The following is a 22,923-nucleotide window of genomic DNA, read 5'->3' on the forward strand; positions in this document are numbered from 1 at the left end:
GTGGATGCATGCATGCCAAGGACATCCTCATCGACGGGTACAACCGCGTCCAGGAAGAAGTCCATGCCGCTGTGGACGGCCTGGACCCCGGCGTCCTCAACACCCGGCCCTCCCCCGACGCCAACTCGATCGCCTGGCTTATCTGGCACCTCACACGGGTCCAGGACGACCATCTCGCCGACGCCTTCGAGCTCGACCAGGTGTGGCTGACCCAGGACTGGGAGAAACGGTTCGGCCTCGACCTGCCGCGCCAGGACATCGGGTACGGGCACAGCGCCGCGAAGGTCGCGAAGGTACGGGTTCCCGACGGTGACCTGCTGACGGGGTACTACGACGCCGTGCACGAGCAGAGCCTGACGGCGCTGCGCGCGCTGACGGCGGCGGACCTGGAGCGCATCGTGGACGAGCGCTGGGATCCGCCGGTCACGCTGGGCGTCCGGCTGGTCAGCGTCCTGGCCGACGATCTGGAGCACGTCGGCCAGGCCGCCTATCTGCGCGGGCTGCTTCAGAGCGCGGACGCGTAACCCGGAAGGACGACGTCCTCGATGAGGGCCTTGCGCTCGTCGAACGGGATGAACGCGCTCTTGAGGGCGTTCACCGTCACCGTGCGCAGGTCCTCGACGCCCCAGCCCGCCTCCTCGACGAGCAGCGCCATCTCACGGGTCATCGTCGTGCCCGAGACCAGACGGTTGTCGGTGTTGAGGGTGACGCGGAAGCCGAGGTCCTTCAGCGCGGTGATCGGGTGCTCGGCGATGGAGGTCGCCGCCCCGGTCTGCAGGTTGGACGTCGGGCACATCTCCAGGGCGACCCGGCGGTCGCGCACCCATCCGGCGAGGCGGCCGAGCTTGCCGTCGACGATGTCGTCGGTGATGCGCACCCCGTGCCCGATGCGCTGGGCGCCGCACACCTGGAGGGCCTGGTGGATGCTGGGCAGGCCGTGGGCCTCGCCGGCGTGGATGGTGAAGGGGACGCATCTGCGGCGCAGGTGCTCGAAGGCCTCGAGGTGGTCGGCGGGCGGGAAGCCGTCCTCGGCGCCGGCGATGTCGAAGCCGACGACGCCCGCGTCCCTGAAGGCGACGGCCAGGTCGGCGGCCTCGCGCACGCGGTCGAACATCCGCATGCCGCACAGCAGCGTGCCGACCCGGACCGGCGTGCCCGCGGCGGCAGCCTTCGCCATACCGGCGGCGAGGCCCTCCTGGACGGTCTGCACGACCTCGGCGAGGCTCAGCCCGCCGTTGACGTTCAGCTCGGGCGCGTACCGCACCTCGCCGTAGACGACACCGTCGGCGGCCAGGTCGAGGACGTACTCCTCGGCGGTGCGCAGCAGGCCCTCGCGGGTCTGCATGACGGCGAGGGTGTGCTCGAAAGTGGCTATGTAGCGCACCAGGTCACCCGAGTTGGCGGCCTCGAAGTACCAGGCGGCGAGCTCGTCGGGGTCGGTGGTGGGCAGCGTGTGGCCGACCTCCTGCGCGAGTTCGACGACGGTGGCGGGGCGCAGGCCGCCGTCGAGGTGGTCGTGCAGTACGGCCTTGGGGAGCCGGCGCAGGGTGTCGGTGTCGATGTGGGGCGCGGTCATGAGCGTGTTCCTCGGCAGGTGGTTCTCAGGCGGTGGTGGCGGGCTGGAGCAGGTCCCAGCGGTTTCCGTACAGGTCCTCGAAGACGGCGACGGAGCCGTACGGCTCGTGGCGTGGTTCCTCCAGGAAGGTCACGCCGGCGGCGAGCATCCGGGCGTGGTCGTCGGCGAAGTCGTCGGTGTGCAGGAAGAACCCGACGCGGCCGCCGCTCTGGTCGCCGATCCGGGCGCGCTGGGCGTCGCCCTTGGCCCGGGCGAGCAGCAGCCCGGTGCCGTCCTGGCCGGCACCCGGCCGTACGACGACCCAGCGCGAGCCGTCGGGGCGCGGCTCGTCCTCGACGAGCCGGAAGCCGAGCGCCTCGCTGTAGAAGCGGATCGCCTCGTCGTAGTCGTCGACGACGAGGGTGACCAGGGCGATACGACTCATCGGGGCCTTTCGGGGAGGTACGGGAGGCTTGTGGGAGGGGCGATTGACGGGAGAGGTTATACGTAAAACTTACTTCGCGCCAGTCGCCTCCGGTGCTGGTGGCGGTGCAGGCCCGCCGCGAGGAGCCGGCGCCGCCCCGGCCGCATCCGGTACGGGTCGGATGCGGGTCGCGCGGCCCGCGCAGGACGGAGAAGCAGCAGGCGGCGGTGTCGGTGCAATGAACGCCGAGCTCGATCGCCGGGCGTACCGGGGCAGCAGGCGGCGCTGCCCGTCAGCCGCGTCGCTCCGAAGCCGGCGCGGTTGACGGGCAGGTGGCCGGGGTGCCGGACGCCGGCAGCCTGCGCGGGGACCGTTGCGGTGGTCGGTCGGGGAGCCCCGCACGCACCACGGACACGCCCCGGTGCCTGCAGCGGCCCCTCAACAGGCCACGGTCTCCTCTCAACAGGCCACGGTCTCCTCGCACCGGCGCAGCGCCTCCTGGACGTCACGGCTCCAACGCCGGGACGTGCGGGGGGTGGCCGAGGACACGGTGTGCACGGCGGGCCCCCGGCGTTCGGGCAGTGCGCCCGACCTGGCGCGCCGGCGCTCCTTGGCGGGCGGCGTGCCATGAGCGACGGCCTCCTCCACGATCTCGGCCAGATCGCCGTCGGGGAGGGGGAGTTCGAGGTCGTCGTCGACGAAGCCGACCACGGCCGGCACGTACTCGACCAGGGCGCGCAGGGCCCTGGGCAGTCCGCGACGGCCGCGCCGCAGTCCGCTGAGCACATGCAGCGCCGTGGCGATCTCCCGTTCGGTGGCCTCCCTGCTCAGCGTGGCGGGGGTGATCTCGGTGTGCCGCAGCCACCAGTCGGCTTCCTCGTCCTCCCCCATCGACCGGTGGTGGAGGTAGAGGCAGTACGAGGAGACGGTGTCGGAGGCGCCGGCGCCGTACTGCCACCAGAAGCGGGCGCTGTCCTCGCAGCCGGCCAGGTACAGGAGGCTGCCGAGGATGCGCGCCCCGGAGGGCTCGGGGAGGGCGCTGCCGAGGAAGTTGCCGAGGCCCTGCAGGGCGCCGGGGCGGGTCAGCAGCGCCTCGCACAGCGCTTTGAGGTCCCGGGCCGCGGGGTGGGCCCGCGGGGGACGGCGGCCCGCCACGGCGCGCTGTGGGCAGTCCCCCGCCACAGGTCCGTCGGCGCCGCCGGCCGCGACCCGGGCGGCTATGCGGGCCTCGGCGGCCTCGATGTCCGCGCGGCTGTAGGGCGCCGTGGGCACGAGGCGCGCTCTGGACAGCAGGGTGTCGATGTCGCTCGCGGTGTCGAAGGTCATGACCGCTCCGCCTCCTCCTCGGCGCACGATGTGTAGATCTCCCGGAGCCGGCGTTTGGCATACCGTTCGCTGGAGCGCACCCCGGCCTCGGTGATGCCCAGGTGGAAGGCGACGTCGGCGGTGCTGTAGCCCTCGCAGTAGCGCAGCCGGATGACGTCCCGCTGGCGCTCGGGGAGGGTGGAGATCGCGTGGAACATCCGCAGGTTCTGCTCGATCACCTCGAAGGCGTCCTCGGCGCCCTGCAGGGTGACCGTCTCGAAGACGGCGGTGTCCATGAGCGTGGCGCGCCTGCCACGGGCCCGTGCGTGGTCGATGATGCGGTTCTTCATCACCCGCCAGGCGTAGGCGGCGGGGTTCTCGGCGCGCAGTATCTGCGGCCACTCCCGGGCGAGTTGGACGAATGCCTCGTCCACGGCCTCCTCGGCGTCGGCGCGGCAGCGCAGCGAGCGCTCGGCCTCGCGGACGTAGAGGGGGCGGTGCATCTGGTGGAAGGCGGTGAAGTCCAACGGCAGCTTCTCCGGCGCCCGTGGGTTTCCCGCGGGGCGCAGCTCCTCCTGGGTCACCGATCTCCCCCCGGGAGCCGGTGGTCCATCTCACGGACGCCGACCCGCACGAGAGCGGCGACGAACCGGCGCGCGAGGGTGACGACGCCGGGTCCGAAGACCCGGAGGGCGAGCAGGGACATCGCCACGTCGCGGGCGAACTGTTCGAACTGGTCGTTCACGGACCCTTCGGTCCTTCCGCTGGCTGTACGGGACTCAGGAGCCCCGGAAGGCGACGGTTACACCTTCTGCCTCCACGGCGTCCGGCGGAGGCGTTTCGTGCATGCCTGCTTCGAAAGTCCGCTGGAATTGGCCGTTTCGAACTACGGACCGTGCCGTTCCGGGCTAATTCCCGTTCCCCCGTTGCCACTTGGCGGGCTACTTCCGCCCGCTCGCGTCCGCTCCTGTCCGCTGCGGGCTGCCGCCCGTCGTCGCCGCCCGCCACCGCTGTGAGCCCGCTCAGCCCAGCGGCTTGTCCAGCACCGCCTTGCGGTGGCTGAACGTCTCGATGGAGTAGCGCCCGTGGTAGTTGCCCATACCGCTCTCGCCGACGCCGCCGAACGGCAGGTCGGAGACGGTGAGATGAGCGAGGGGCAGCCCGTAGCCGAGGCCGCCGGAGGAGGTTTCGGCGGCGATGCGGCCGCGGGTGTCGTCGGAGCCGGTGAAGACGTACAGGGCGAGGGGCTTGTCGCGGTCGTTGATGAAGGCGATCGCCTCGTCCAGACCGTCGACGGTCACGATCGGCAGGATCGGGCCGAAGATCTCCTCGCGCATGACCGGCGACTTGGGGTCGACGTCGGCGAGCACGGTCGGCGCGATGTACTTGTCCGTACGGTCGTTGCCGCCGCCGACGACGACGCGGCCGGAGCCGAGCAGGCCGGCGAGCCGGTCGAAGTGGCGTTCGTTGATGATGCGGCCGTACTCGGCGGAGGTCTGCGGGTCGGTCCCGTAGGCCGCCTCGACCGCGCGCGTCAGCAGGGGTTCGAGGGCGGCCGCCGTCTCCGGGTCGGTGAGGACGTAGTCGGGGGCGACGCAGGTCTGCCCCGCATTGAGGAACTTCCCGCGGGCCAACCGGTCGGCGACGACGGGGAGATCGGCGTCCCGGTCGACGAACGCCGGGGACTTGCCGCCGAGTTCGAGGGTGACCGGGGTGAGGTGCTCGGCGGCGGCGCGCAGGACGATACGGCCCACGGCGCCGTTGCCGGTGTAGAAGATGTGGTCGAAGCGCTCGGCCAGCAGGGCGGTGGTCTCCGGGACGCCGCCCTCGACGACGGCGACGGCGTCGGTGTCGAGGTGGGCCGGCAGCAGTCGGGCCAGGGCGGCGGAGGTGGCGGGCGCCAGCTCGCTGGGCTTGACGACCACCGCGTTGCCGGCGGCGAGGGCGCCGACCAGCGGCGCGAGCAGCAGCTGGGCGGGGTAGTTCCAGGGCGCGATGACGAGGACGACGCCGAGCGGGTCGTACTGGGTCCAGGCGGTGGCGTCGGCTCCGAGGTGGGCCGGGACGGGGGCGGACTCGGGGCGCAGCCACTCCTGGAGGTGATCGAGGGTGTGGTCGATCTCCCGGACCGTGAAGTCGATCTCGGTGCGGTAGGCCTCGGTGGAGCTCTTGCCCAGGTCGGCGTGGAGGGCGGCGGCCAGGTCGGCGCCCTGCTCCGTGAGCAGCGCGCGCAGCCGGCGCAGCTGGTCGGTGCGCCAGGCGAGGGGCTTGGTGCGGCCGGTGCGGAACGTGCGGCGCAGTCGGGCGACGACGTCGGCGGGCTGTTCGGGGGTGGCGGCGGTGGTCACGGTGCCTCGCTGGGGTGCGCGGGCCTTGCGGCCCTGGGTTCTCGGGGCGAGCGGTCAGCTCGGTGTATATGCCAACCATTCATGTACCAAAATACATTCCCGAGGCGGCGACCACTCTCACTCGGCCCGTCCACCGGCCCCGAGTTCGTGTCCGCGCCGGTCGAGGAAGGCGCGTTCCGCCGGGCTCTCGCTCAGCGCGAGGGCCGCCTCGTAGGCCTGGGCGGCCTCGGTGCGGCGGCCGAGGCGGCGTAGCAGGTCGGCGCGGACGGCGTGCCAGACGTGGTAGCCGTCGAGGTCCAGCGCGTCGACGAGCTCGAGGGCCCGGCGCGGTCCCTCCGTCTCGGCCACGGCGACCGCCCGGTTCAGGGCCACGACCGGGCTCGGGGCGAGTTGCATGAGCTGGTCGTACAGGTGCAGGATCTGCCGCCAGTCGGTGGCGTCGGCGGTCGGCGCGTCGCTGTGGACGGCCTGGACGGCGGCCTGGATCTGATACGGCCCGGGACGGTTGCGGCGCAGGCATCGGCGGACGAGCGACTGCCCCTCGGCGATCAGCTCCCGGTCCCACCGCCCGCGGTCCTGCTCGGGCAGCGGTACGAGCGTGCCGTCGGCGTCCTCGCGTGCCGTCCGGCGGGACTCGACGAGCAGCATCAGCGCCAGCAGGCCGACGGCCTCGGGCTCGTCCGGCATCAACGCGACGAGGAGCCGCCCAAGCCGTACGGCTTCCGCACACAGGCCGTCGTCACCCTCGTACCCCTGGTTGAAGATCAGGTAGACGACGGCGAGCACCCCCTGGAGACGGTCGGGCAGATCGGCGTCGCGCGGCACGCGGTACGGGATCCGCGCGTCCCGGATCTTCGCCTTGGCGCGAACCAGGCGCTGGGCCATGGTCGGCTCGGGGACGAGGAAGGCGCGGGCGATCTGCGCGGTGTCGAGTCCGCCGAGGAGGCGCAGGGTGAGGGCGACCTGCGCCTGCGCGGCGAGCGCGGGGTGGCAGCAGGTGAAGATCAGGCGGAGCCGGTCGTCGCGCACGGGGCCCTCCTCCACGGGCGGATCGGCGGCGTACAGCAGGGCGGCCTCGGTGTGTCGGGCGTCCCGGGTGGACTCACGGCGCAGCCGGTCGACGGCCCGGTTGCGGGCGGTGGTGATGATCCAGCCGGCCGGGCTCGGCGGCACACCGGTCTGCGGCCAGCGCACCACGGCCGTGGTGAAGGCGTCCTGGACCGCTTCCTCGGCGAGGTCGATGTCGCCGAGGAAACGGACGAGGACGGCGACGGCGCGACCGTACTCCGCGCGGAATACGGCCTCGACGTCGACGGGATCGCTCATCACGGCGGGTCCGGCTTCAGTGCGTGTCCACGAACGGGCGGACCTCGACGGGGAGGGTGATGGCCAGGGCGGCCTTCCGGCCCCATTCCAGGGCCTCGTCCAGGTCGGCGGCCCGGATCACGGACAGGCCCCCCAGGTACTCCTTTCCCTCGGCGTACGGCCCGTCGGTGACGAGCACGTCGCCGTCCTTGGGGCGCAGCACGGTGGCCGTCTCCGGTCCGTGCAGACCACCGGCGAAGACCCAGGCCCCGGCGGCCCGCAGTTCGTCGTTGTGGGCCTCCACGCGGCGCACGATCTCGGCCATCTCGTCGGGGGCGGGCGGCTGACCGCCGGTCGGCTGGACCACGCTGAGCAGGTAGTACTGCATGACGTCCTCCTTGGCTTCGTGCCGTTCTCTCACCTCCTACACGAACGGCGGTCCCCCGGATCGACACCCCACACCGCGAAACGGGAAAGAATCTTCCCCATGACCGCACCGCACCCCCTCGTCGCCCGCGCCCGCAGCCTCGCCGACGACCTCCTCGCGCCGCACGCGGAACAGGTCGACCAGGGGGCGGTACCGGTCGGCCATCTGACGGAGATCAGGGGCTCGGGTCTGCTCGGACTGAACGCGCCGACGGAGTACGGCGGGGCCGCGGCACCCGGCGCGGTCGTGCGCGAGACGGCGGAGATCCTGTCCGGCGCGTGCTGTTCGACGTGGTTCGTGCAAACGCAGCACCACACTCCGGTGCTCACCCTGGCCAGAAGCGCGGGTCCGCTGCGCGAGCGCCTGCTGGGCCGGCTGGCGAGCGGTGAACTGCTGTCCGGGGTGGCATACGCGCACCTGCGGGCCTACCCGCGCGTTCCCGTCCGGGTCACCCGGGAGCGGGGCGGCTGGCGGTTCGACGGCACCGTCCCCTGGTACACGGGATGGGGCCTGAACGACGTGATGCTCCTCGCCGGGGTCACCGACACCGACGAGGCCCTGTTCGCCTTCACGCGGGCGCGGGAGCAGCCGGGTCTGCGGGCGTCGGCCCCGATGCGCCTGGCCGCCCTCACCGCGGCCCGCACGGTCTCCCTGGAGCTGGAGGGCCTCTGGCTCCCGGAGGAGGCGGTGGCCCTGCGCACCCCGCACGAGCGCTGGACGGCGACGGACCGTCTCAAGACGGTGAACGCCAACCCCGCGGTCTTCGGCATCGCGGAGGCGGCCCTGACCCTCCTGGACGAGGACACGGCGCCCCCGCTGCGCGCCCGCCTCACGGACGTGCGCCGCCGCGCCTACGCCCTGGCCGACGACGCGGCACCCCACGAACACCTGACGGAACGCCTGGCCCTGAGGACAATGGCCTACAAGGTGATGCAGGCGGCGACCACCGCGGCGGTGGTGACGGGCGGCGGCCGCTCCATGCTCCTGACGCACAAGGCCCAACGCCTGGCAAGGGAATCGCTGTTCCTCCTGGTGCAGGCCCAGACCCAGGAGTCACGGCGGGCACACCTGAACGCCCTGGCCGTCGGCCTCTAGGAGCGAGCGGGGTGCCGCCACAGGCCCAGTGCAGCGAGCCGCGGCAGCACTCCCTCCCCGAACCAGTAGGCCTCCTCAAGGTGCGGATACCCGGACAGCACGAACTCCGAAATCCCCAGCGCCGCATACTCCTTGATCCGCTCGGCCACCTCCTCGTGGCTCCCCACCAGCGCGGTCCCCGCGCCACCCCGTACCAGCCCGATCCCGGCCCACAGGTTGGGATGGATCTCCAGCCCGTCCCGGCCCCCGCCGTGCATCGCGAGCATCCGCTGCTGCCCCTCGGACTCACTGCGCGCCAACCCGGCCTGGACGGACCGCACGGTCTCCGCGTCGAACCCGGCGAGCAGCCGGTCCGCCTCCGCCCAGGCCTCCTGCGAGGTGTCGCGGGTGATGACGTGCAGCCGGATCCCGAACCGTAGGGTCCGCCCCCGCTTCGCAGCGAGCCCCCGGATCCAGGCGATCTTCTCGGCGACCTGCGCCGGCGGCTCGCCCCAGGTGAGGTAGACGTCGACGTGCTGCGCGGCCACCTCACCGGCGATCGGCGAGGACCCCCCGAAGTACACCTCGGGCACCGGGTCCGGCACCCGCGCCAGCTTCGCGTCCTCCACCCGGAGGTGCTCGCCCTTCAGGTCGACGGTCTCGCCCTCCCACAGCTCCCTTACGATCTCCAGGAATTCACCGGTACGGCGATAGCGGTCGTCCTTGTCCAGGAAGTCGCCGTAGGCCCGCTGCTCGTGGCTCTCGCCGCCGGTGACCACGTTGAGCAGGAGCCGTCCGCCGGTCTGCCGCTGGAAGGTGGACGCCATCTGGGCGGCGAGCGTCGGTGAGACGAAGCCGGGCCGGAACGCGACCAGGAACTTCAGCCGCTCGGTGTGCCGGCTGACCATGGCGGTCGTCAGCCACGCGTCCTCGCACCAGGCTCCGGTCGGGGTGAGCGCGCCCACGAAGCCGAGGTCCTCCGCGGCGCGAGCGATCTGGCTCAGATAGGCGACCGTCGGCGGCCGGTCCCGTCCGGAGGCGGTGGCGGGGGTGCCGTGGCCGCCGCCGACCACATGGCGGCTGTCGCCGTTGGTGGGGAGGAACCAGTGGAAGACGAGGGACATGTGGGGTCTCCGATCAAAAGGTCCTGGAGCAGGCCGCGGCACGGCGGCGATCTCACCGGTGACGGTGCGGAATGTTTTCGGGCACGCCGAATTCAAGGGGTGCGCAGGGCCGGGGGACGTTGAGACGCGACGGAGCGCCGGCGCGGTGAATTCAGGCGGGGAAAGCGAAGAGCGCGGCGGATCGTGGGGAAGGGATCAGGACGCGGCGCAACAGGAGGCGCTGGAGACCCGCGCGAGGTCGACATGGCGTCGCCGCGTGAGGTCCAGTCGCATCGTCATGCGATCGATCGTGGCAGCCGTCGGCGACGGCGGTCAAGGAAAACCCAACCGGTCTCGCATCGCGAACCATTGAAACGGCATCTGAAGCGCGAACTCGGGCCGGAGTTGCCGGAGCGCAGGCGAACTGGCGCCACGATGAGCGCCTCGGGCCGGGACCTACTGCCGCACACCATCGGGGTGTCGGCCGCGGTGGACCGACCGCGCACGGCGGCGGGCGAGCAGCACCGGGTCAGTGGGACGGTGCGGGGCCGGGCGCCGGGGGCCGGACGGGAGCGGCGCCCGGAAGATGCTGTCGGCGTCCGGGGGCCGGGGTCCGGGGTCCGGGGTCCGGACGGGATCCTGCCCCGGCCCGGTCAGTCCTCCTCGGATGCCGGGACCACGACGAGGAACGCGTCCGACTTCAGGTCCATGACCACGGTCGCGGGCTCCCCCTCCGCCCTCCGACGCGCCGCGTACTCCTCCGCCGGCCACGATCCGCGCGGAGCTCCCGCTGGAAACCGCTCCAACACCTTCGCGCGCATAGCGGCAGACACCTCCATCCGATGGACACCTGTCGTCGGAGGTGCGCCTGCCCCGGATCGGCGCGATCATGTGCGAAGCCCCGGAGTCCCTGAAGCGCGCCCATTGCCGTCTCGCGGATCTCGGTACATCCGGCGCACCGATGAAGTGGCCCGACCCGACCCCGTGCATCGCGCGGGCTCGGGAGGGCTTAGGTTCGAAGACGCGGTACTTCGTACAACACCCGTACGCCCCACCCCTCACACACCGGGAGCACCCCCATGGCCAAGATCCTCTTCGTGATGACCGGCGCCGACCACTGGACGCTCGCCGACGGCACCGAGCACCCCACCGGCTTCTGGGCCGAGGAGGCCGTCGCGCCCTACGAGGCGTTCCGCGCGGCCGGGCACGAGATCGTCGTCGCCACACCCGGCGGTGTCGTCCCCACGGTGGACAAGGGCAGCCTCGCCGCCGAGGTCAACGGCGGGCAGGAGGGCGCCGACCGGATCGCCGCCACGCTCGCCGCCATGACCGAGCTGCGGCAGCCGATTCCCCTGGAGGACGTGGATCTCGGCGACTACGCGGCCGTCTTCTACCCCGGCGGTCACGGCCCGATGGAGGACCTGGCCGTCGACGCGGTCTCCGGCCGCCTCCTGATCGACGCGCTCGCGTCGGGCAGGCCCCTGGGCGTCGTCTGCCACGCCCCGGCCGCGCTCCTGGCCGCCGTGCGGGAGGACGGCGCCAACGCCTTCGCGGGCTACCGGATCGCCGCCTTCACCAACGCCGAGGAGATCCAGGCCGGTTTCGGCGAGAAGGCCAAATGGCTGCTCCAGGACCGGCTGACCGAGGCGGGTGTGGACGTCGAGGTCGGCGAGCCGTGGGCGCCCAAGGTGGTCGTGGACCGCAACCTGGTCACCGGCCAGAACCCGGCCTCCTCCGCCCCGCTCGCCGTCGAACTGCTCAAGAAACTGGGCTGACGCCTCCGACCACTACACATAAGGGCCAAATAAGGGCAGAATGAACTTGCGCGGCGCTTACCGCACACCGCACCAGACGCGGTCAGGCCAGCCAAGTCAAAGGAGACGAGTCATGGCCAACGTCTCGCCCGGCAGAAGTGACATATCGACCCACCCCGACGTATCCGAGATGCAGGCACGCTACGACCGGATGCTCGGTGGCCGTGATGTGGCGCTCGTCGACGGACCGGTGTTCCTGCTCGGTCTGTACTGCGCCGTATCCCCGTGGATACTCCACTACACCGCCAGCCAGCCGGCACTCGTGACCCACAACCTGATCGTCGGCATCGCGATCGGCCTGCTGGCCCTCGGGTTCACCGCGGCTCCCGCCCGCATGTACGGCCTGAGCTGGGCCATGTGCGCGCTGGGCGTGTGGATGATCATCGCACCGTGGGTCGTCGGCGACAGCCCGGACGCCGGTGTCGCAGTGAACAACATCATCATCGGCGCTCTGGCAGTGATCCTGGGGGCGATGTGCGCCTTCACGGCAGCGAGGAGCGCCCCGAAGCCGTAGAGCCCACCACCCTGAACCCCACGACCAGGAAGGCGGCCAGGCCGGCCCGCACCCGCGGGCCGGCCTGGCCGCGTTCGCCGTTCAGTGGGCGGGCACCGACCACGGCTCCTGCGGCAGCGTCCTGCCGGTCTCCAGGAGCGACTTGAGGTTGGACAGCACCGCCGGCCAGCCGCCCGAGACGGCGGCGAGCTCACCCTCGTCGTTGAGGTCCTCGTGGGTGACGGTGAGGCGGACGATGTCCGCGTGCGGCCGGATGTCGAAGGTGACCCGCGAGTGCCGGTCCGCTCGCCCCTCCTCGTCGGGCGAGGCCCAGGTGGTGACCAGCCGCGTCGGACGCTCGCTCTCGACGACCGTGCCGACGACGTCCGCGATCCCGGTGCCGTCCGTGCGCCGGTGTTCCCAGCGGGAGCCCGGCCGCCAGTCCGAGACGTTGCTGTGCCCCCAGTAGGCCGCGGTCAGGTCGGCGTCGGTGAGCGCGTCCCAGACCTTCTCCGGGGTGCTGGCGATGTAGGTGACATAGACGAAGGTGGGCTTGTCGGTCATGGCTTCCTCGGCTCGTCGTCTGACGTCGGAGAGCACGCGCAGCCGCGGGCGCTCGAACCTGTCGATCCACCGCTCCTGGATCTCGTGGAGCGGGACCGGATTGAGGTAGTGCAGCTTCTCCCGCCCCCGCCGCACCGTGGCGACCAGCTGGGCGGCCTCCAGGACGGCCAGGTGCTGCGTCACGGACTGGCGGGTCATGTCGATGTGCTCGCACAGCTCACCGAGCGTCTGGCCGCTGTGTTCGCGCAGCCGGTCCAGAAGCCGCCTGCGCGTGTCGTCGGCCAGCGCCTTGAAGACCTTGCCCATGCCCGGGTCCGTTCCCGGGTCCTCTCCTGATCGCACACTCCACGTTATGCAGGCAATTACCTGCATGTCAATCGCCCGCCCCCGACCGTCCCTCGGGCGACGACACGCGGGCGCCCCGCAGGACTCCTGCGGGGCGCCCGGACCGGCGTGACGCCGGGTGACGAGGTCAGGTGACGTTGAGCGCGGTGTCGTCGATGACGAACGACGTCTGGAGCTTGGAGCCCTCCGTGCCGGTGAACCTGAGCGTGACCGTCTGCCCTGCGTAGGCGCTCAGGCTGAAGCTGCGCTGGGTGTAGCCGGCGGCCGCGTTGAGGTTGGAGTACGTGGCCAGGGTGCCCAGGACCGTGCCGGAGCTGTTGAGGACCTGCACCTGCAGCGTGTCGTAGGCGGTGCTGGCGGTGGTCTCCGCGGTGTCGATGTGCAGGTAGAAACCGAGAGTCGCCGAGCAGCCGGACGGGATGGCCGCCGACTGGGCGAGGGTCTCGGTCCCGGCGGTGCCGTTGCCGCCCAGCCAGGCGTAGTACGAACCCGTACGGGCGGTCTCGCCGGTGGAGTTGGTGATGACGCCGCCGGTGGCGCTCCAGGTGGTGGCGCCGGACTCGAAGCCGGTGTTGCCGAGCAACTGGGTGTCGGCGCAGTCGATGCCCCCGCCTCCGCCCCCGCCTCCGCTCGCGCCGGAGAGCCACTCGGTGGCGTTCAGCGCGAGGGCGGCGTTGGTGGCGCCGGTGTCGTTCCAGCCGTCGTAGAGGGTGTTGCCGGACTGACCGGTGCCGTCGTCGATGGGCGAGCTGTCGCCCCAGAAGGCGACGGGGCCGCTGCCGAAGGTGCTGGTGGCGAAGAAGGCGCCGGTGTTCCCGGAGTAGCCGCTGCGGTACAGCAGGCCCTTGACCGAGGAGTTGTCGGCGGGCTTGAGGGTGGCCGTGGTGCCGGAGGCGATCAGGCTCTTGGTGACGGTGCCGAAGGAACCGTGCAGGACGGGGTCGGTGCTGTCGCTGATCGCGGCCGGATAGCCGGAGCTGATGGAGAGGGAGTCGATGGAGAAGCCGAACGGGTCGGTGGAGTCGACGCTGTTGTTGGTCATCAGGTCGTTGAGGATCTCGACAGCGTCCTCACCGTCGCTGTTGCGGTCGGCGCCGGTGTGGTCGGAGATCATGAACAGACCGCCGCCGTTCTTCACGAAGTTCATGATCGCCGTCTTCTCGGCGGCGGTGAACAGCGTGTTGGGCTCCGGCAGGACCAGGGTGTCGAAGTTCGACAGGTCGTTGGCCGACGAGCCGCCGTAGGTGAGGGCGCTCGTGGCGGTCCTCAGGCTGTAGTCGCCGGTCTTCTGCAGGGCGACGCCCCACGACGACAGCGCGCCGGTCCAGTCGGTCTCCGAGGACGGGGAGGGGTCCTGGGAGAGCGGGTCGGGCTTGCTGGTCGAGATGATCCAGTCGGCGTTGCCCGCCTCCTCCGCGTGGCCGTCGTCGAACAGGATGCGGTGGGGGGTGGCCGCCGCGGCGGGCGTGGCGCTGGTGCCGAGCTGAAGGGCGGCTCCGGTGACGAGCAGCCCGAGGCCGGCCAGGAAGGCGGTGACGTTGCGGCGGGATCTCTGTGATCCGAGCATCCGGCGAACCTCCGTGGGGATGGGGGGACACGAGGCGGGTGCGGGCGCCAAATCTGCGCGCGTAGACCCCGCATCGAAGGGTTCTACACGCGTGGAACGATTGAAAGGTACATGGCATGACTGAGCGGTGAACATCAAAGCCGGGCAATGACGCGAGCAAAAAACGTCAACGCTCAAGGGCTTCGCTCCGAGCACCGCCAAGCGGAACGGACTGCCCCACCGTGCAGCGGGCACAAGCACTGCATCGGGGTCCCACTCAGAAGCGGAGGGGCGGAGATGGAGATCGACGGCATCATCAGTGCCATCTTCATCGGCATCATCATCGGCGTACTGGGACGACTCGTCGTCCCGGGCCGCCAACGCATCGGCGTGCTGTGGACGATCGCCGTCGGCATCGTGGCCGCGCTGATCGGTTCGGCGCTCGCCACGGGGCTCGGCGTGGACGACACCAAGGGCGTCGACTGGATCGAGTGGCTCATCCAGATCGGCCTCGCCGCGTTCGGCGTGGCGGCACTGGACCGGGCGAAGGCGCGGCGCTGACAGAAGGGGCGACGCCGACGGAGGCCACACCTGTACCGCGTCTCCAGCGGCGTCGGCCCTGCTGCTTCCCTACCGCCCTGCCGCTTGCGGGTGTGAGTGGTTGAAGCAAAGCACAGGAAATCCCGGTGAGAACGATCATGGGCCGTCGTTCGGCGACGCACCCAGCCCTCCAGCACGGCCCACTGGGCATCGGTCACCGACAACGGCGGAATCTTCGGACCCGGACGACTCGGACCGAACCAACGACGAATGTCCGACTCAGGTCGCCAGCGGCCGACCCGTGGTTGTCACGCGCGCTCGGGGGCGGCCCAGGCGACGAGCTGGATGATGACGCCGTTGGGGTCGGTGACCTGGAAGAGGCGCTCACCCCAGGGTTCCTCACGCAGCGGCATGGTGATGGGGGCGCCCTCGCTTTCCAGTCGGTGGTACTCGGCGTCCAGATCGTCCACCGTGAAGGCGATGATCACGCCTGCGGCGCGCTGGTCCCGGAAGCCTTCGGGCAGGATCTCAATGCCGCGCCGCAGAAAGATCACGTCGGCCGCGTCCTCGCGGACCAGCGAGGCGAAGCCCTCGGCGGCCACGGCCTCGCGGAAGCCGAAGTGCTTGGCCAGGAATGCGGCCGAGGAGGGGACGTCGTCAACGGTCAGGGAGACGGCGGTGGAGGTGATGTTCATGGTCCGTCCTTCGCACGAGAGTATCTCTATACGATGTACATTATACTGCATATAGAGATAGTCATGGAGGGGCGGAGGGCTGTAACAGGAAGAATGAGGCCATGGCCAAAGAACACGGGGGCACGAGCGACCCGGCGCACATCCTGGAACTGCTGTGGCGCGAGCCCAGAACCGAGCAGACCCGCCGCGGCCCCCGGCAGGGCCTGTCGGTCGACGCCGTCGTTCGGGTCGCCGTCGAGCTCGCCGACTCCGACAGCCTGGAAGCCCTGACCATGCGCGGCATCGCCCGTCGACTGGGGGTCACGCCGATGACGCTCTACACCTACGTCCCGGGCAAGGCGGAATTGCTCGACCTCATGCTGGACGCCGTGTACCTAGGGATGCCGCGCAGCACCCGCCCGGCGGCCTCGTGGCGCAGCAGGGTGGAGGCCGTCGCGCAGGAGAACCGCGACCTTTACGGCCGCCACCCCTGGGTGGCGACCATGTCCACGGCGCGCCCACCGCTGGGGCCCGGCCTCATGACCAAGTACGAACACGAGCTGGCCGCGTTCGAGGGCTCAGGCCTCGACGACGTGGAGAGGGACGCGGCCCTCACCCTCATCCTCGACCTCGTCCGCTCCGTCGCCCGCGCGGCCCTCGACACCCAGGCCGCCGCCCGCGACAGCGCGATGTCCGACCAGCAGTGGTGGGCCGCCAACGAACCCCTGCTGGCCAAGGTCTTCGATCCCGCCCGGTTCCCCCTCGCAGTGCGGATCGGAAGCGCCGCGGGTGAGGCCCATCAAGGCATGTACAACCCCGACCACGCCTTCGCTTTCGGACTGCAGCGGATCCTGGACGGCCTCGCCTGCCTCGGCGACCACCGCAGCGCCTTCTCGTGAATGACCGGTTGCGAGAGATCCGCGAGCGCCCCAGAGCCGGTCACGTCTGCGCAGGTCGCGACTCGCAGAAGCCCTCTCGATACCGGGGCGTTGTGCGAGACGATTCTGAGTCCCTCCCCGCGCTCCGCGAGGAACTCGACCTCCCCGTGCTTGAGGACCGGGGGCCCGGGCGGCCGGGGAAGCCGGGCCCACCGGTCGAGGCGGTGCGGGCCGCCGCGGCGGCCAAGCCGATCCGGACGTCCCTGACATCGCGAAGAAGCTCACCACCAGGAGGGGCAAGAACGCGGGCAAGCGGCCCTCGGTCGCCTCCCTGTACCGGGCGCTCGCCGAGGCCGAAGGAGCCGTCGGATCCGACAATGCACAAGTCATCGGCCCCCGCAGCTCGGTCCGCGCCCGCAGTGCAGGGCCTGGCGGTGGCGCCGACCCGGCACTGATGGAACAGCTCACCGCGCGGGTCCTCGATGGAGACACCGTGCTGGATGACCTGGCCGGCCAGGTCAAACGCGGCTCCGACGACGTGGTAGCCCAGTTGCTCGCGCAGGCCCGGAACGGAGACAACCGGTAGGAGAGCCGAGCAAGATCGATCTCACCGGGATTTCCTGTACCTCGACCACCCGGCTTCCCTACCGCCCCACCGGCCTACCGCGCGTACACGTAGGGCGTCGTCGTGCTCAGTGGCGCGAAGCCGAGGCGCTGGAGGATGGGGCGGCTCTGGTCGGAGGCGTCGACCTGGAGGTAGCGGTAGCCGCGGTCGGCGGCGACGCGGGCACGGTGGGCGATCAGCGCACGGTAGATGCCGCGGCCCCGCCAGGCCTCGACGGTGCCGCCGCCCCAGAGGCCCGCGAAGCTCGTGCCGGGGATGAGTTCCATCCGCGCCGAGCTCACCGGCACGTCCCCGGCCATGGCGAGGAGGGCGACGATCGCGTCCGGCTCGGCGGCGAGGCGGGCGCGCATGAGGTCTCGCAGCCAGGAGCCGTCGCGGCCGAAGGCCTGCTCGTTCGCCTCGACCATGAGCTCGACGCCTGCCCGGTCGGTCACGGGTTCGATGCGGACGCCCTCGGGCGGTTCGACGTCGACGAGTTGGCCGCTCGTCTCGCCGATCATCAAGGTCTCCGTGGGATCGGCCGAGAATCCGGCCGCCGTGAGGCGTCGCCCGAGGTCGGCCGGACGGTCGTGCTCGTACAGCTTCCACTCGAACTCGTGGCCGAGCCCGGTGAAGTGGGCGATCTGTTCCGCGATCGCCGCGTCGGCGCCGGCGGAGTCCAGGTCCGACCAGAGGACCCCGCTCCAGCCGCCCTCGCCGCCGATGTGCCGGACCACGCCCCCGGCCCGTTCGACGCGGGCGTCGGAGGTCTCGGGGCGCGCGCCTTCGCGCATCTCCCGGTCGTACAGGGCAAGTACCGCGGCATGATCCATACGCCCACTCCAACATCCCGGCGCGCCCCTGACAACGGAATTGGACGCCGTGGTGCGGACGGGGCGGTGGGGCGCGGCCGCAGGCCCCCTGCTCGGCCGGGGCCTGCGGACCTGCCGGTGCGGGGGGCGCTCAGCGTTCCCTGCGCGGGCGGAACCTCCGGTAGAGGGCCGCTCCGCCGAGCACCATCGCCGTACTGCCGGCCAGGGCGGGCAAAGTGGCGTCGGCTCCGGTGCGGGCCAGCGAGGACACGGCCTCGGGCACCGCGGCTCGGGGGGCGAGGGCGGGGGTCCGCGGGACGGGGCTGTGCCTCGGGCCCGGATGCTGGGGCTCGGAGGGCGGGTTGTGCCGGATCGGCGGCTGCGACCCGGGCCCGTCGGGCTCGACGGGCTGCGCAGGTTCCTCGCTGGAGGCGTTGACGGACTCGTTACCGAACCCCGGGTTCGCGATGCCGACGACGTTCACGCTGTTGCCGCTTGCGTTCACCGGGAGGTGGACCGGCAACTGGACCCCGTTGCCGGAGACGACGCCCGGGGAGTCCTTCGTGCCGCCGTTGGCGGTGGCGCCGCCGTCCGAGGACGCGCCGGACGCGCCGGAAGCGGCGGCCTCGCCCTTGTTTCCGCAGGTGTTGCCCGCTGCGGGGTTCAGCACGCCCACCACGTTCACCGTGTTCCCGCACAGGTTCACCGGGAGGTTCACCGGCAACTGCACACCGTTGCCGGAGATCAGCCCGGGCGAGCCGGCCATGGAGCCGTTCGCCGTGGAGTCGGCGAGTGCGGGCAGCGTCACAGCCATCGCGCCGGAGACTGCGGCGACGGCCAACACACCGGTTCGGGTAACCCGTCTCATGGGGTCCCTGCCTTCCAGACATGAAATCGCGGGCACTCGCCCGCACCCGGTAGAACGGCGCCGAACCATCCGGGTTATGCCTAAACACTCTTTCACCCCATTGGGTGCCATCTTTGTCGAACTAATGACAAACCGCCGCACGGGCCGCCGTAGGAACGCCATAGGGGTGCCGACGCGGCTCCCAGGCGGGGGGCGGTCGCCCACAGGCGCGTCGTCCTCGGGCCGCTTATCGTGATCGAGGGCGCCGTTCCCGGACCGCTGCGGGCGTCCCTGGAGGCACTGATGCTGGCCAAGCTGCCGAGGCGGCCCGGGCTGCGACACTGCGCGCTCGCCGCAACCGCCGCACTGACCCTGCTGGGCGCGGGCCTGCCGACGGCCACCGCGAGCCGGAGCGACGACGGCGACGACCGACCCGACCTGGCCCGGTTCTACGGCCAGAAGGTCACCTGGTCGGCGTGCGAGGGCGACGGCATGCCGAACGACCTGCAGTGCGCCAAGCTGACCGTCCCCCTCGACTACGCCCGCCCCAGGGCCGGCGCGCTCGACCTCGCGCTCGCCCGTTACCGGGCCACGGGCAAGAAGCGCGGCTCGGTGGTGCTCAACTTCGGCGGCCCCGGCGGCGCGGGCGTCCCCGAACTCGCCTACAGCGGCAAGGATTTCATGGATCTGACCGACGGCTACGACGTGGTCACCTTCGACCCCCGGGGCGTCGGCCGCTCCTCCCCCGTGAGCTGCGGGGACGGCCAGGACAGCGCGCTGAACTCCCTGGACGAGGACTCGGCACCCGCCGATCCACGAGCCCTCCTCGCCCGGTTGAAACAGACCGCCGCCGACTGCGCGAAACACTCCGGTCCGGTGCTGCCGCACATCGGCACCGTCGTCGCGGCGCAGGACCTGGACGTGCTGCGCCGGGCGCTCGGCGACAAGAAGCTCAACTACCTCGGCTTCTCGTACGGCACCCGGCTCGGCTCGGTGTACGCCGCCCGGTTCCCCGACCGGGTGGGCCGGTTCGTCCTCGACGGCGTCGACACGCTGACCGAACCGCTGACGGAGCAGGGGATCGCGGGCGCCCGGGGGCAGCAGGTGGCCCTGGACGACTTCGTCGGCTGGTGCGTGAAGGACATCGCCTGCCCGTTCGGGCAGGATGCGCGGCTGGCCCGCGAGGAGGTCCTCCGGCTCGTGCGCTCACTCGACGAGGATCCGGTGCCGACGGACTTCGGCGACGACTTCTCCGGCCAGGACCTGGTCGGCGCTCTCGGGCAGGGGCTGTACAGCAAGCAGCTGTGGCCGCTGCTGGAGCGGGCGCTGGCCCAGCTCGTCGAGAACGGGGACGCCAGCGGGGTCATGGGGTTCGTGACCGGCGGTTTCGCCTTCCCGCTGCCGCTGCCCGTCCCGCTCCGGCTGCCCGACCAGCTCCGGGCTCCGGGCAGCAGCGTCGCGCCCTCGCCCGGGGCGCTCGTCGACGAGGACGACGTCCCCCTCGACAACCTGCCGGCGGCGCTGATGGCGATCAACTGCGCGGACGACCCGGACCGGGCCACCGCCGAGCAGTTCACCGAGGACCTCGGACGGCTGCGCGCCGCCTACGAGGACGCGTCACCGGTGTTCGGGCAGTACCGCCTCACCGAGGTCCTGATGTGCTACGGCCGCCCCAAGGGCACCGACTTCATCCGCGAGAAGGTGAAGGACCTCAGCACCCCGAAGATGCTCCTGGTCGGCACGCGCGGCGACCCCGCGACGCCGTACCGATGGACCGTGGAGACCGCGCAGCGGCTCGGGTCGTCGGCCGTGGTGCTCGACAACAAGGGCGAGGGCCACACCGGTTACGGCTCGTCCAAATGCGTGCACCGCAAGGTCGACGACTTCCTGCTGTACGGCTCCCTGCCGCCCGACGGCAGCTCCTGCGGGCCCGACGAGGACGACGACTGAGTGCGCCGTTTCCTGCCGCTGCTGCTCGTCGCCCTGGTCGCCGCCGGGACGACGCTCGCCGCCGCCACCCTGTCCGTCCGCTGGTGGCTCGCGGCCGGGCCTGCGCTGGCGCTGACCTGCCTGGGCGGCCGGGACCTGCTGCAACGGCGCCGCACCGTGCTGCGCAACCACCCGCTGGTCGGGCGGCTGCGCCGTCGGGGAGAGCAGGCGCCACCGGGCGGGGCCCGGCCGGACGGGCGGGAGTTCCTGGTGCCGTCGCTGTGGCCGGTCGAGGCGCCCGAGGAGGCGCCGGTGGTGCGGGTGGGCGGGCCCGACTGCGCCCAGCCGTACGACATGGCGCTGCTCAACGTGTCCGCGATGAGTTTCGGGGCGCTGTCGTCGCACGCGGTCCTCGCCCTCAACCGGGGTGCGGCACTGGGCCGTTTCGCGCAGGACACCGGGGAGGGCGGGCTGTCGGAGTACCACCTGCGCGGCGGCGGCGACCTCGTCTGGGAGATCGGGACGGGGTACTTCGGCTGTCGCGGCGCCGACGGGGGTTTCGACGTACGGGAGTTCGCGGACAAGGCGGCGCTGCCCGAGGTGAAGTGCGTGTCGCTGAAGCTGTCCCAGGGGGCGGCGCCGGGCGGCGGCGGGGTGCTGCCGGGGGTGAAGGTGAGCGCCGAGATCGCTCGGGAGCGGAAGGCGCCGGTGGGCGAGCCGGTGGTGTCGCCGCCCTGCCACCGGGTGTTCTCGACGCCTCGGGAACTGGTGCTGTTCCTGGCCCGGCTGCGGGAGTCGGCGGGCGGCAAGCCGATCGGGTTCAAGCTGTGCGTGGGGGCGCGGCGGGAGTTCCTCGCGGTGTGCAGGGCGATGGTGGCGGAGGGGGTGGCCCCCGACTTCGTGGTGGTGGACGGGTCGGAAGGCGGCACGGGGGCCGCGCCGACGGGATTCGCGGGACGCCTCGGCATGCCGCTCACCGAGGGCTTGATCACCGTGCACAACGCGCTGGTCGGCGTCGGGCTGCGGGACCGGGTCCGGATCGGGGCGAGCGGCCGGGTGGCCACCGGCTGCGACATCGTCAGGCGCCTGGTCCAGGGCGCCGACTACACCAACGCGGCCCGCGCGATGATGCTCGCCGTCGGCTGCGTCCGGGCCGGGCGCTGCCACACCGGCGCCTGTCCAGCCGGCGTCGCCACGCAGGACCCGCTGCGGGCGCGGTCCTTGAACGTGGCCGCCCAGGCCGAGCAGGTCCGGCGCTATCAGCGGGAGACGGTGCGCGAGGCCGTCTCGGTCATGGCGGCGATGGGGGTTCGCGAGCCGGGCGGCCTCACCCCCGCCCACCTGGTCCGGCGAGCGGGCCCCGGCACGGCGCGCTCGTACGCGGAGTTGTACGAGTGGCTCGCGCCGGGAGAACTGCTCGCCGGGCCCCCGCAGTCGTGGGCGGCGGACTGGAAGGCGGCCGACCCGGACAGCTTCCGGTAGCGCCGGCAACGACTTCCGGTCGCGCCGACGACTATGCGGGCTCGACGCTCACGAAGGCGTCGATCGCCGCGGTCAGTTCGGCCGGCTTCTCGACGGGGAGTTCATGACCGGCGTCGAGGATGCGGACGACGGCGTCCGGATAGGCCTTGGCCATCCGTAGCATCTGCCGCACCGGGAGCTGGATGTCGTGGTAGCCGTGGATCATCAGCGTGGGGGCCTGGATCTCCCCGACCCGGTCCAGGACGTCGAAGGCCCGCATGGCGCCGTACAGCGTCATGACGACCTCGCGCGGGGTGTCCGCGGAGGCCTTGACGTATGCGCGGATCTCGTCGCGGGGGTAGCCGGGGGCGAAGGCGCGCTGGATGTTGGCGGCGACGAACAGTTTGAAGGGGACGAGGGTGGAGGCCCCCATCAGCAGGCCGCGGCCCCTGCTGTACGTCATGCGGCCGATGGAGTTCACCAGCACCATGCGCTCCACGCGCCGGGGGTGGGAGAGCGCGACGGTCTGCGAGATCATCCCGCCCATCGAGTGGCCGACGAGCACGAAGCGCTCGATCTCCAGGTGGTCGAGGAGAGCCAGGAGGTCCTTCGCCAGTTCCGCGACGGTCTTCACGCCCGCCCCGCTGCTCTCGCCGTGGCCGCGCAGGTCGAAGCGGATCACCCGGCGCTTCCGGGCGAAGTGCGCCACCTGGTGGTCCCAGCGGTGCCGGTTCGCCGTCCAGCCGTGCACGAACACCAGGGGCACGCCGTCGCCGTCGCGCGGGCCCTCGTCGTCGTACGTCAGTGCTGCGCCGTCGACCTCGAGCTGCGGCATGAGTGCCTCCTGCGGTGCGATCCCGGTTACTGACGCGTAC

General features: G+C 71.6%; 26 protein-coding genes and 1 pseudogene. 10 read left to right on the forward strand and 17 right to left on the reverse strand.

The annotated features are described in order from the left end of the window. The first annotated feature begins 8 nt into the window (after positions 1-8). Entirely contained in the window at positions 9-524 is a 516-nt protein-coding gene (locus tag ACIBTS_RS32520; RefSeq protein ID WP_399324164.1) for a DinB family protein, read from the forward strand. Here the strand turns inward: ACIBTS_RS32520 and ACIBTS_RS32525 are convergent. The 8 genes from ACIBTS_RS32525 to ACIBTS_RS32560 all read right to left on the reverse strand — a co-directional run bounded on the left by ACIBTS_RS32525 (position 506) and on the right by ACIBTS_RS32560 (position 7,325). Continuing rightward, on the reverse strand, positions 506-1,576 hold the full coding sequence (locus tag ACIBTS_RS32525; protein WP_399324166.1) for an adenosine deaminase: 1,071 nt from the start codon (positions 1,574-1,576) through the stop codon (positions 506-508). The genes ACIBTS_RS32520 and ACIBTS_RS32525 overlap by 19 nt on opposite strands. A 25-nt stretch (positions 1,577-1,601) precedes the next feature. After that, a complete protein-coding gene (locus ACIBTS_RS32530; RefSeq protein WP_399324168.1) occupies positions 1,602-2,000 on the reverse strand; it encodes a VOC family protein in 399 nt (132 codons plus the stop codon). A gap of 438 nt (positions 2,001-2,438) precedes the next feature. After that, entirely contained in the window at positions 2,439-3,305 is an 867-nt protein-coding gene (locus ACIBTS_RS32535) for a hypothetical protein (RefSeq protein WP_319675370.1), read from the reverse strand. After that, positions 3,302-3,868, reverse strand: a complete 567-nt coding sequence (locus ACIBTS_RS32540) for a sigma-70 family RNA polymerase sigma factor (protein WP_231976238.1) — start codon at positions 3,866-3,868, stop codon at positions 3,302-3,304. The genes ACIBTS_RS32535 and ACIBTS_RS32540 overlap by 4 nt, the downstream gene beginning before the upstream one ends. Continuing rightward, on the reverse strand, positions 3,865-4,029 hold the full coding sequence (locus tag ACIBTS_RS32545) for a hypothetical protein (protein WP_319675371.1): 165 nt from the start codon (positions 4,027-4,029) through the stop codon (positions 3,865-3,867). Before ACIBTS_RS32545 ends, ACIBTS_RS32540 begins: the two co-directional genes overlap by 4 nt. Positions 4,030-4,306: 277 nt before the next feature. Further along, a complete protein-coding gene (locus ACIBTS_RS32550; RefSeq protein ID WP_399324171.1) occupies positions 4,307-5,632 on the reverse strand; it encodes an aldehyde dehydrogenase family protein in 1,326 nt (441 codons plus the stop codon). 117 nt (positions 5,633-5,749) lie between these two features. Continuing rightward, complete coding sequence (locus tag ACIBTS_RS32555) at positions 5,750-6,958, reverse strand: RNA polymerase sigma factor (RefSeq protein WP_399324173.1); 1,209 nt, start codon at positions 6,956-6,958, stop codon at positions 5,750-5,752. Positions 6,959-6,974: 16 nt separating this feature from the next. Continuing rightward, positions 6,975-7,325 carry a YciI family protein gene (locus ACIBTS_RS32560; protein ID WP_319675374.1) on the reverse strand — a complete coding sequence of 117 codons (351 nt, stop codon included), beginning with the start codon at positions 7,323-7,325 and terminating at the stop codon, positions 6,975-6,977. A gap of 99 nt (positions 7,326-7,424) precedes the next feature. On the opposite strand from ACIBTS_RS32560, the gene ACIBTS_RS32565 reads away from it, so the two are divergent. Next, positions 7,425-8,459, forward strand: a complete 1,035-nt coding sequence (locus ACIBTS_RS32565; protein WP_399324175.1) for an acyl-CoA dehydrogenase family protein — start codon at positions 7,425-7,427, stop codon at positions 8,457-8,459. Here ACIBTS_RS32565 and ACIBTS_RS32570 read toward each other — a convergent pair. Then, the gene (locus ACIBTS_RS32570) at positions 8,456-9,562 is read right to left on the reverse strand and encodes an LLM class flavin-dependent oxidoreductase (protein ID WP_399324177.1); all 1,107 of its coding nucleotides are present in this window, start codon (positions 9,560-9,562) and stop codon (positions 8,456-8,458) included. The two genes, ACIBTS_RS32565 and ACIBTS_RS32570, sit on opposite strands and share 4 nt — an antisense overlap. 195 nt (positions 9,563-9,757) lie before the next feature. Next, positions 9,758-9,841: a putative leader peptide gene (locus ACIBTS_RS32575; RefSeq protein WP_361707062.1), complete on the reverse strand. Its 84-nt coding sequence runs from the start codon at positions 9,839-9,841 to the stop codon at positions 9,758-9,760. Positions 9,842-9,916: 75 nt separating this feature from the next. Between ACIBTS_RS32575 and ACIBTS_RS32580 the strand changes: the two are divergent. Next, positions 9,917-10,087 (forward strand): annotated as a pseudogene (locus tag ACIBTS_RS32580) (LysR family transcriptional regulator); the annotation flags it as partial. A gap of 107 nt (positions 10,088-10,194) precedes the next feature. Here ACIBTS_RS32580 and ACIBTS_RS32585 read toward each other — a convergent pair. After that, the gene (locus ACIBTS_RS32585; protein WP_319676906.1) at positions 10,195-10,362 is read right to left on the reverse strand and encodes a hypothetical protein; all 168 of its coding nucleotides are present in this window, start codon (positions 10,360-10,362) and stop codon (positions 10,195-10,197) included. 258 nt (positions 10,363-10,620) lie between these two features. On the opposite strand from ACIBTS_RS32585, the gene ACIBTS_RS32590 reads away from it, so the two are divergent. Then, on the forward strand, positions 10,621-11,316 hold the full coding sequence (locus tag ACIBTS_RS32590; protein ID WP_399324179.1) for a type 1 glutamine amidotransferase domain-containing protein: 696 nt from the start codon (positions 10,621-10,623) through the stop codon (positions 11,314-11,316). A 112-nt stretch (positions 11,317-11,428) separates the two neighbouring features. Further along, positions 11,429-11,869: an SPW repeat protein gene (locus tag ACIBTS_RS32595; protein ID WP_319676904.1), complete on the forward strand. Its 441-nt coding sequence runs from the start codon at positions 11,429-11,431 to the stop codon at positions 11,867-11,869. Between the two features lie 81 nt (positions 11,870-11,950). On the opposite strand, the gene ACIBTS_RS32600 is transcribed toward ACIBTS_RS32595, so the two are convergent. Further along, a complete protein-coding gene (locus ACIBTS_RS32600) occupies positions 11,951-12,718 on the reverse strand; it encodes an ArsR/SmtB family transcription factor (protein ID WP_399324260.1) in 768 nt (255 codons plus the stop codon). A 166-nt stretch (positions 12,719-12,884) separates the two neighbouring features. Then, complete coding sequence (locus tag ACIBTS_RS32605; protein ID WP_399324181.1) at positions 12,885-14,324, reverse strand: hydrolase; 1,440 nt, start codon at positions 14,322-14,324, stop codon at positions 12,885-12,887. A 276-nt stretch (positions 14,325-14,600) separates the two neighbouring features. Between ACIBTS_RS32605 and ACIBTS_RS32610 the strand changes: the two genes are divergently transcribed. Then, the gene (locus tag ACIBTS_RS32610; RefSeq protein WP_079657686.1) at positions 14,601-14,864 is read left to right on the forward strand and encodes a GlsB/YeaQ/YmgE family stress response membrane protein; all 264 of its coding nucleotides are present in this window, start codon (positions 14,601-14,603) and stop codon (positions 14,862-14,864) included. A 287-nt stretch (positions 14,865-15,151) separates the two neighbouring features. On the opposite strand, the gene ACIBTS_RS32615 is transcribed toward ACIBTS_RS32610, so the two are convergent. Then, positions 15,152-15,538, reverse strand: coding sequence for a VOC family protein (locus tag ACIBTS_RS32615; protein ID WP_399324183.1), 387 nt, complete (start codon positions 15,536-15,538; stop codon positions 15,152-15,154). Positions 15,539-15,639: 101 nt separating this feature from the next. On the opposite strand from ACIBTS_RS32615, the gene ACIBTS_RS32620 reads away from it, so the two are divergent. After that, on the forward strand, positions 15,640-16,416 hold the full coding sequence (locus tag ACIBTS_RS32620) for a TetR/AcrR family transcriptional regulator (RefSeq protein WP_399324185.1): 777 nt from the start codon (positions 15,640-15,642) through the stop codon (positions 16,414-16,416). A 433-nt stretch (positions 16,417-16,849) separates the two neighbouring features. Continuing rightward, positions 16,850-16,981 (forward strand): hypothetical protein, encoded by a 132-nt coding sequence (locus ACIBTS_RS32625; protein ID WP_399324187.1) that lies wholly within the window; start codon positions 16,850-16,852, stop codon positions 16,979-16,981. A gap of 74 nt (positions 16,982-17,055) precedes the next feature. Here ACIBTS_RS32625 and ACIBTS_RS32630 read toward each other — a convergent pair whose 3' ends face one another. Together ACIBTS_RS32630 and ACIBTS_RS32635 are read right to left on the reverse strand one after the other, a co-directional pair. Beyond that, positions 17,056-17,832 (reverse strand): GNAT family N-acetyltransferase, encoded by a 777-nt coding sequence (locus ACIBTS_RS32630; RefSeq protein WP_399324189.1) that lies wholly within the window; start codon positions 17,830-17,832, stop codon positions 17,056-17,058. 130 nt (positions 17,833-17,962) lie between these two features. Next, complete coding sequence (locus tag ACIBTS_RS32635) at positions 17,963-18,679, reverse strand: chaplin family protein (RefSeq protein WP_399324191.1); 717 nt, start codon at positions 18,677-18,679, stop codon at positions 17,963-17,965. A 282-nt stretch (positions 18,680-18,961) separates the two neighbouring features. Between ACIBTS_RS32635 and ACIBTS_RS32640 the strand changes: the two genes are divergently transcribed. Together ACIBTS_RS32640 and ACIBTS_RS32645 are read left to right on the forward strand one after the other, a co-directional pair. Continuing rightward, entirely contained in the window at positions 18,962-20,608 is a 1,647-nt protein-coding gene (locus ACIBTS_RS32640) for an alpha/beta hydrolase (RefSeq protein ID WP_399324263.1), read from the forward strand. After that, the gene (locus ACIBTS_RS32645; protein ID WP_399324193.1) at positions 20,609-22,069 is read left to right on the forward strand and encodes a glutamate synthase-related protein; all 1,461 of its coding nucleotides are present in this window, start codon (positions 20,609-20,611) and stop codon (positions 22,067-22,069) included. Between the two features lie 31 nt (positions 22,070-22,100). Here ACIBTS_RS32645 and ACIBTS_RS32650 read toward each other — a convergent pair whose 3' ends face one another. Further along, positions 22,101-22,883 carry an alpha/beta fold hydrolase gene (locus ACIBTS_RS32650; RefSeq protein ID WP_399324195.1) on the reverse strand — a complete coding sequence of 261 codons (783 nt, stop codon included), beginning with the start codon at positions 22,881-22,883 and terminating at the stop codon, positions 22,101-22,103. Between the last annotated feature and the right edge of the window lie 40 nt (positions 22,884-22,923).

The sequence above is a fragment of the Streptomyces sp. NPDC050121 genome (assembly GCF_044460385.1).
GTDB classification, from domain to species: Bacteria; Actinomycetota; Actinomycetes; order Streptomycetales; family Streptomycetaceae; genus Streptomyces; species Streptomyces soliscabiei.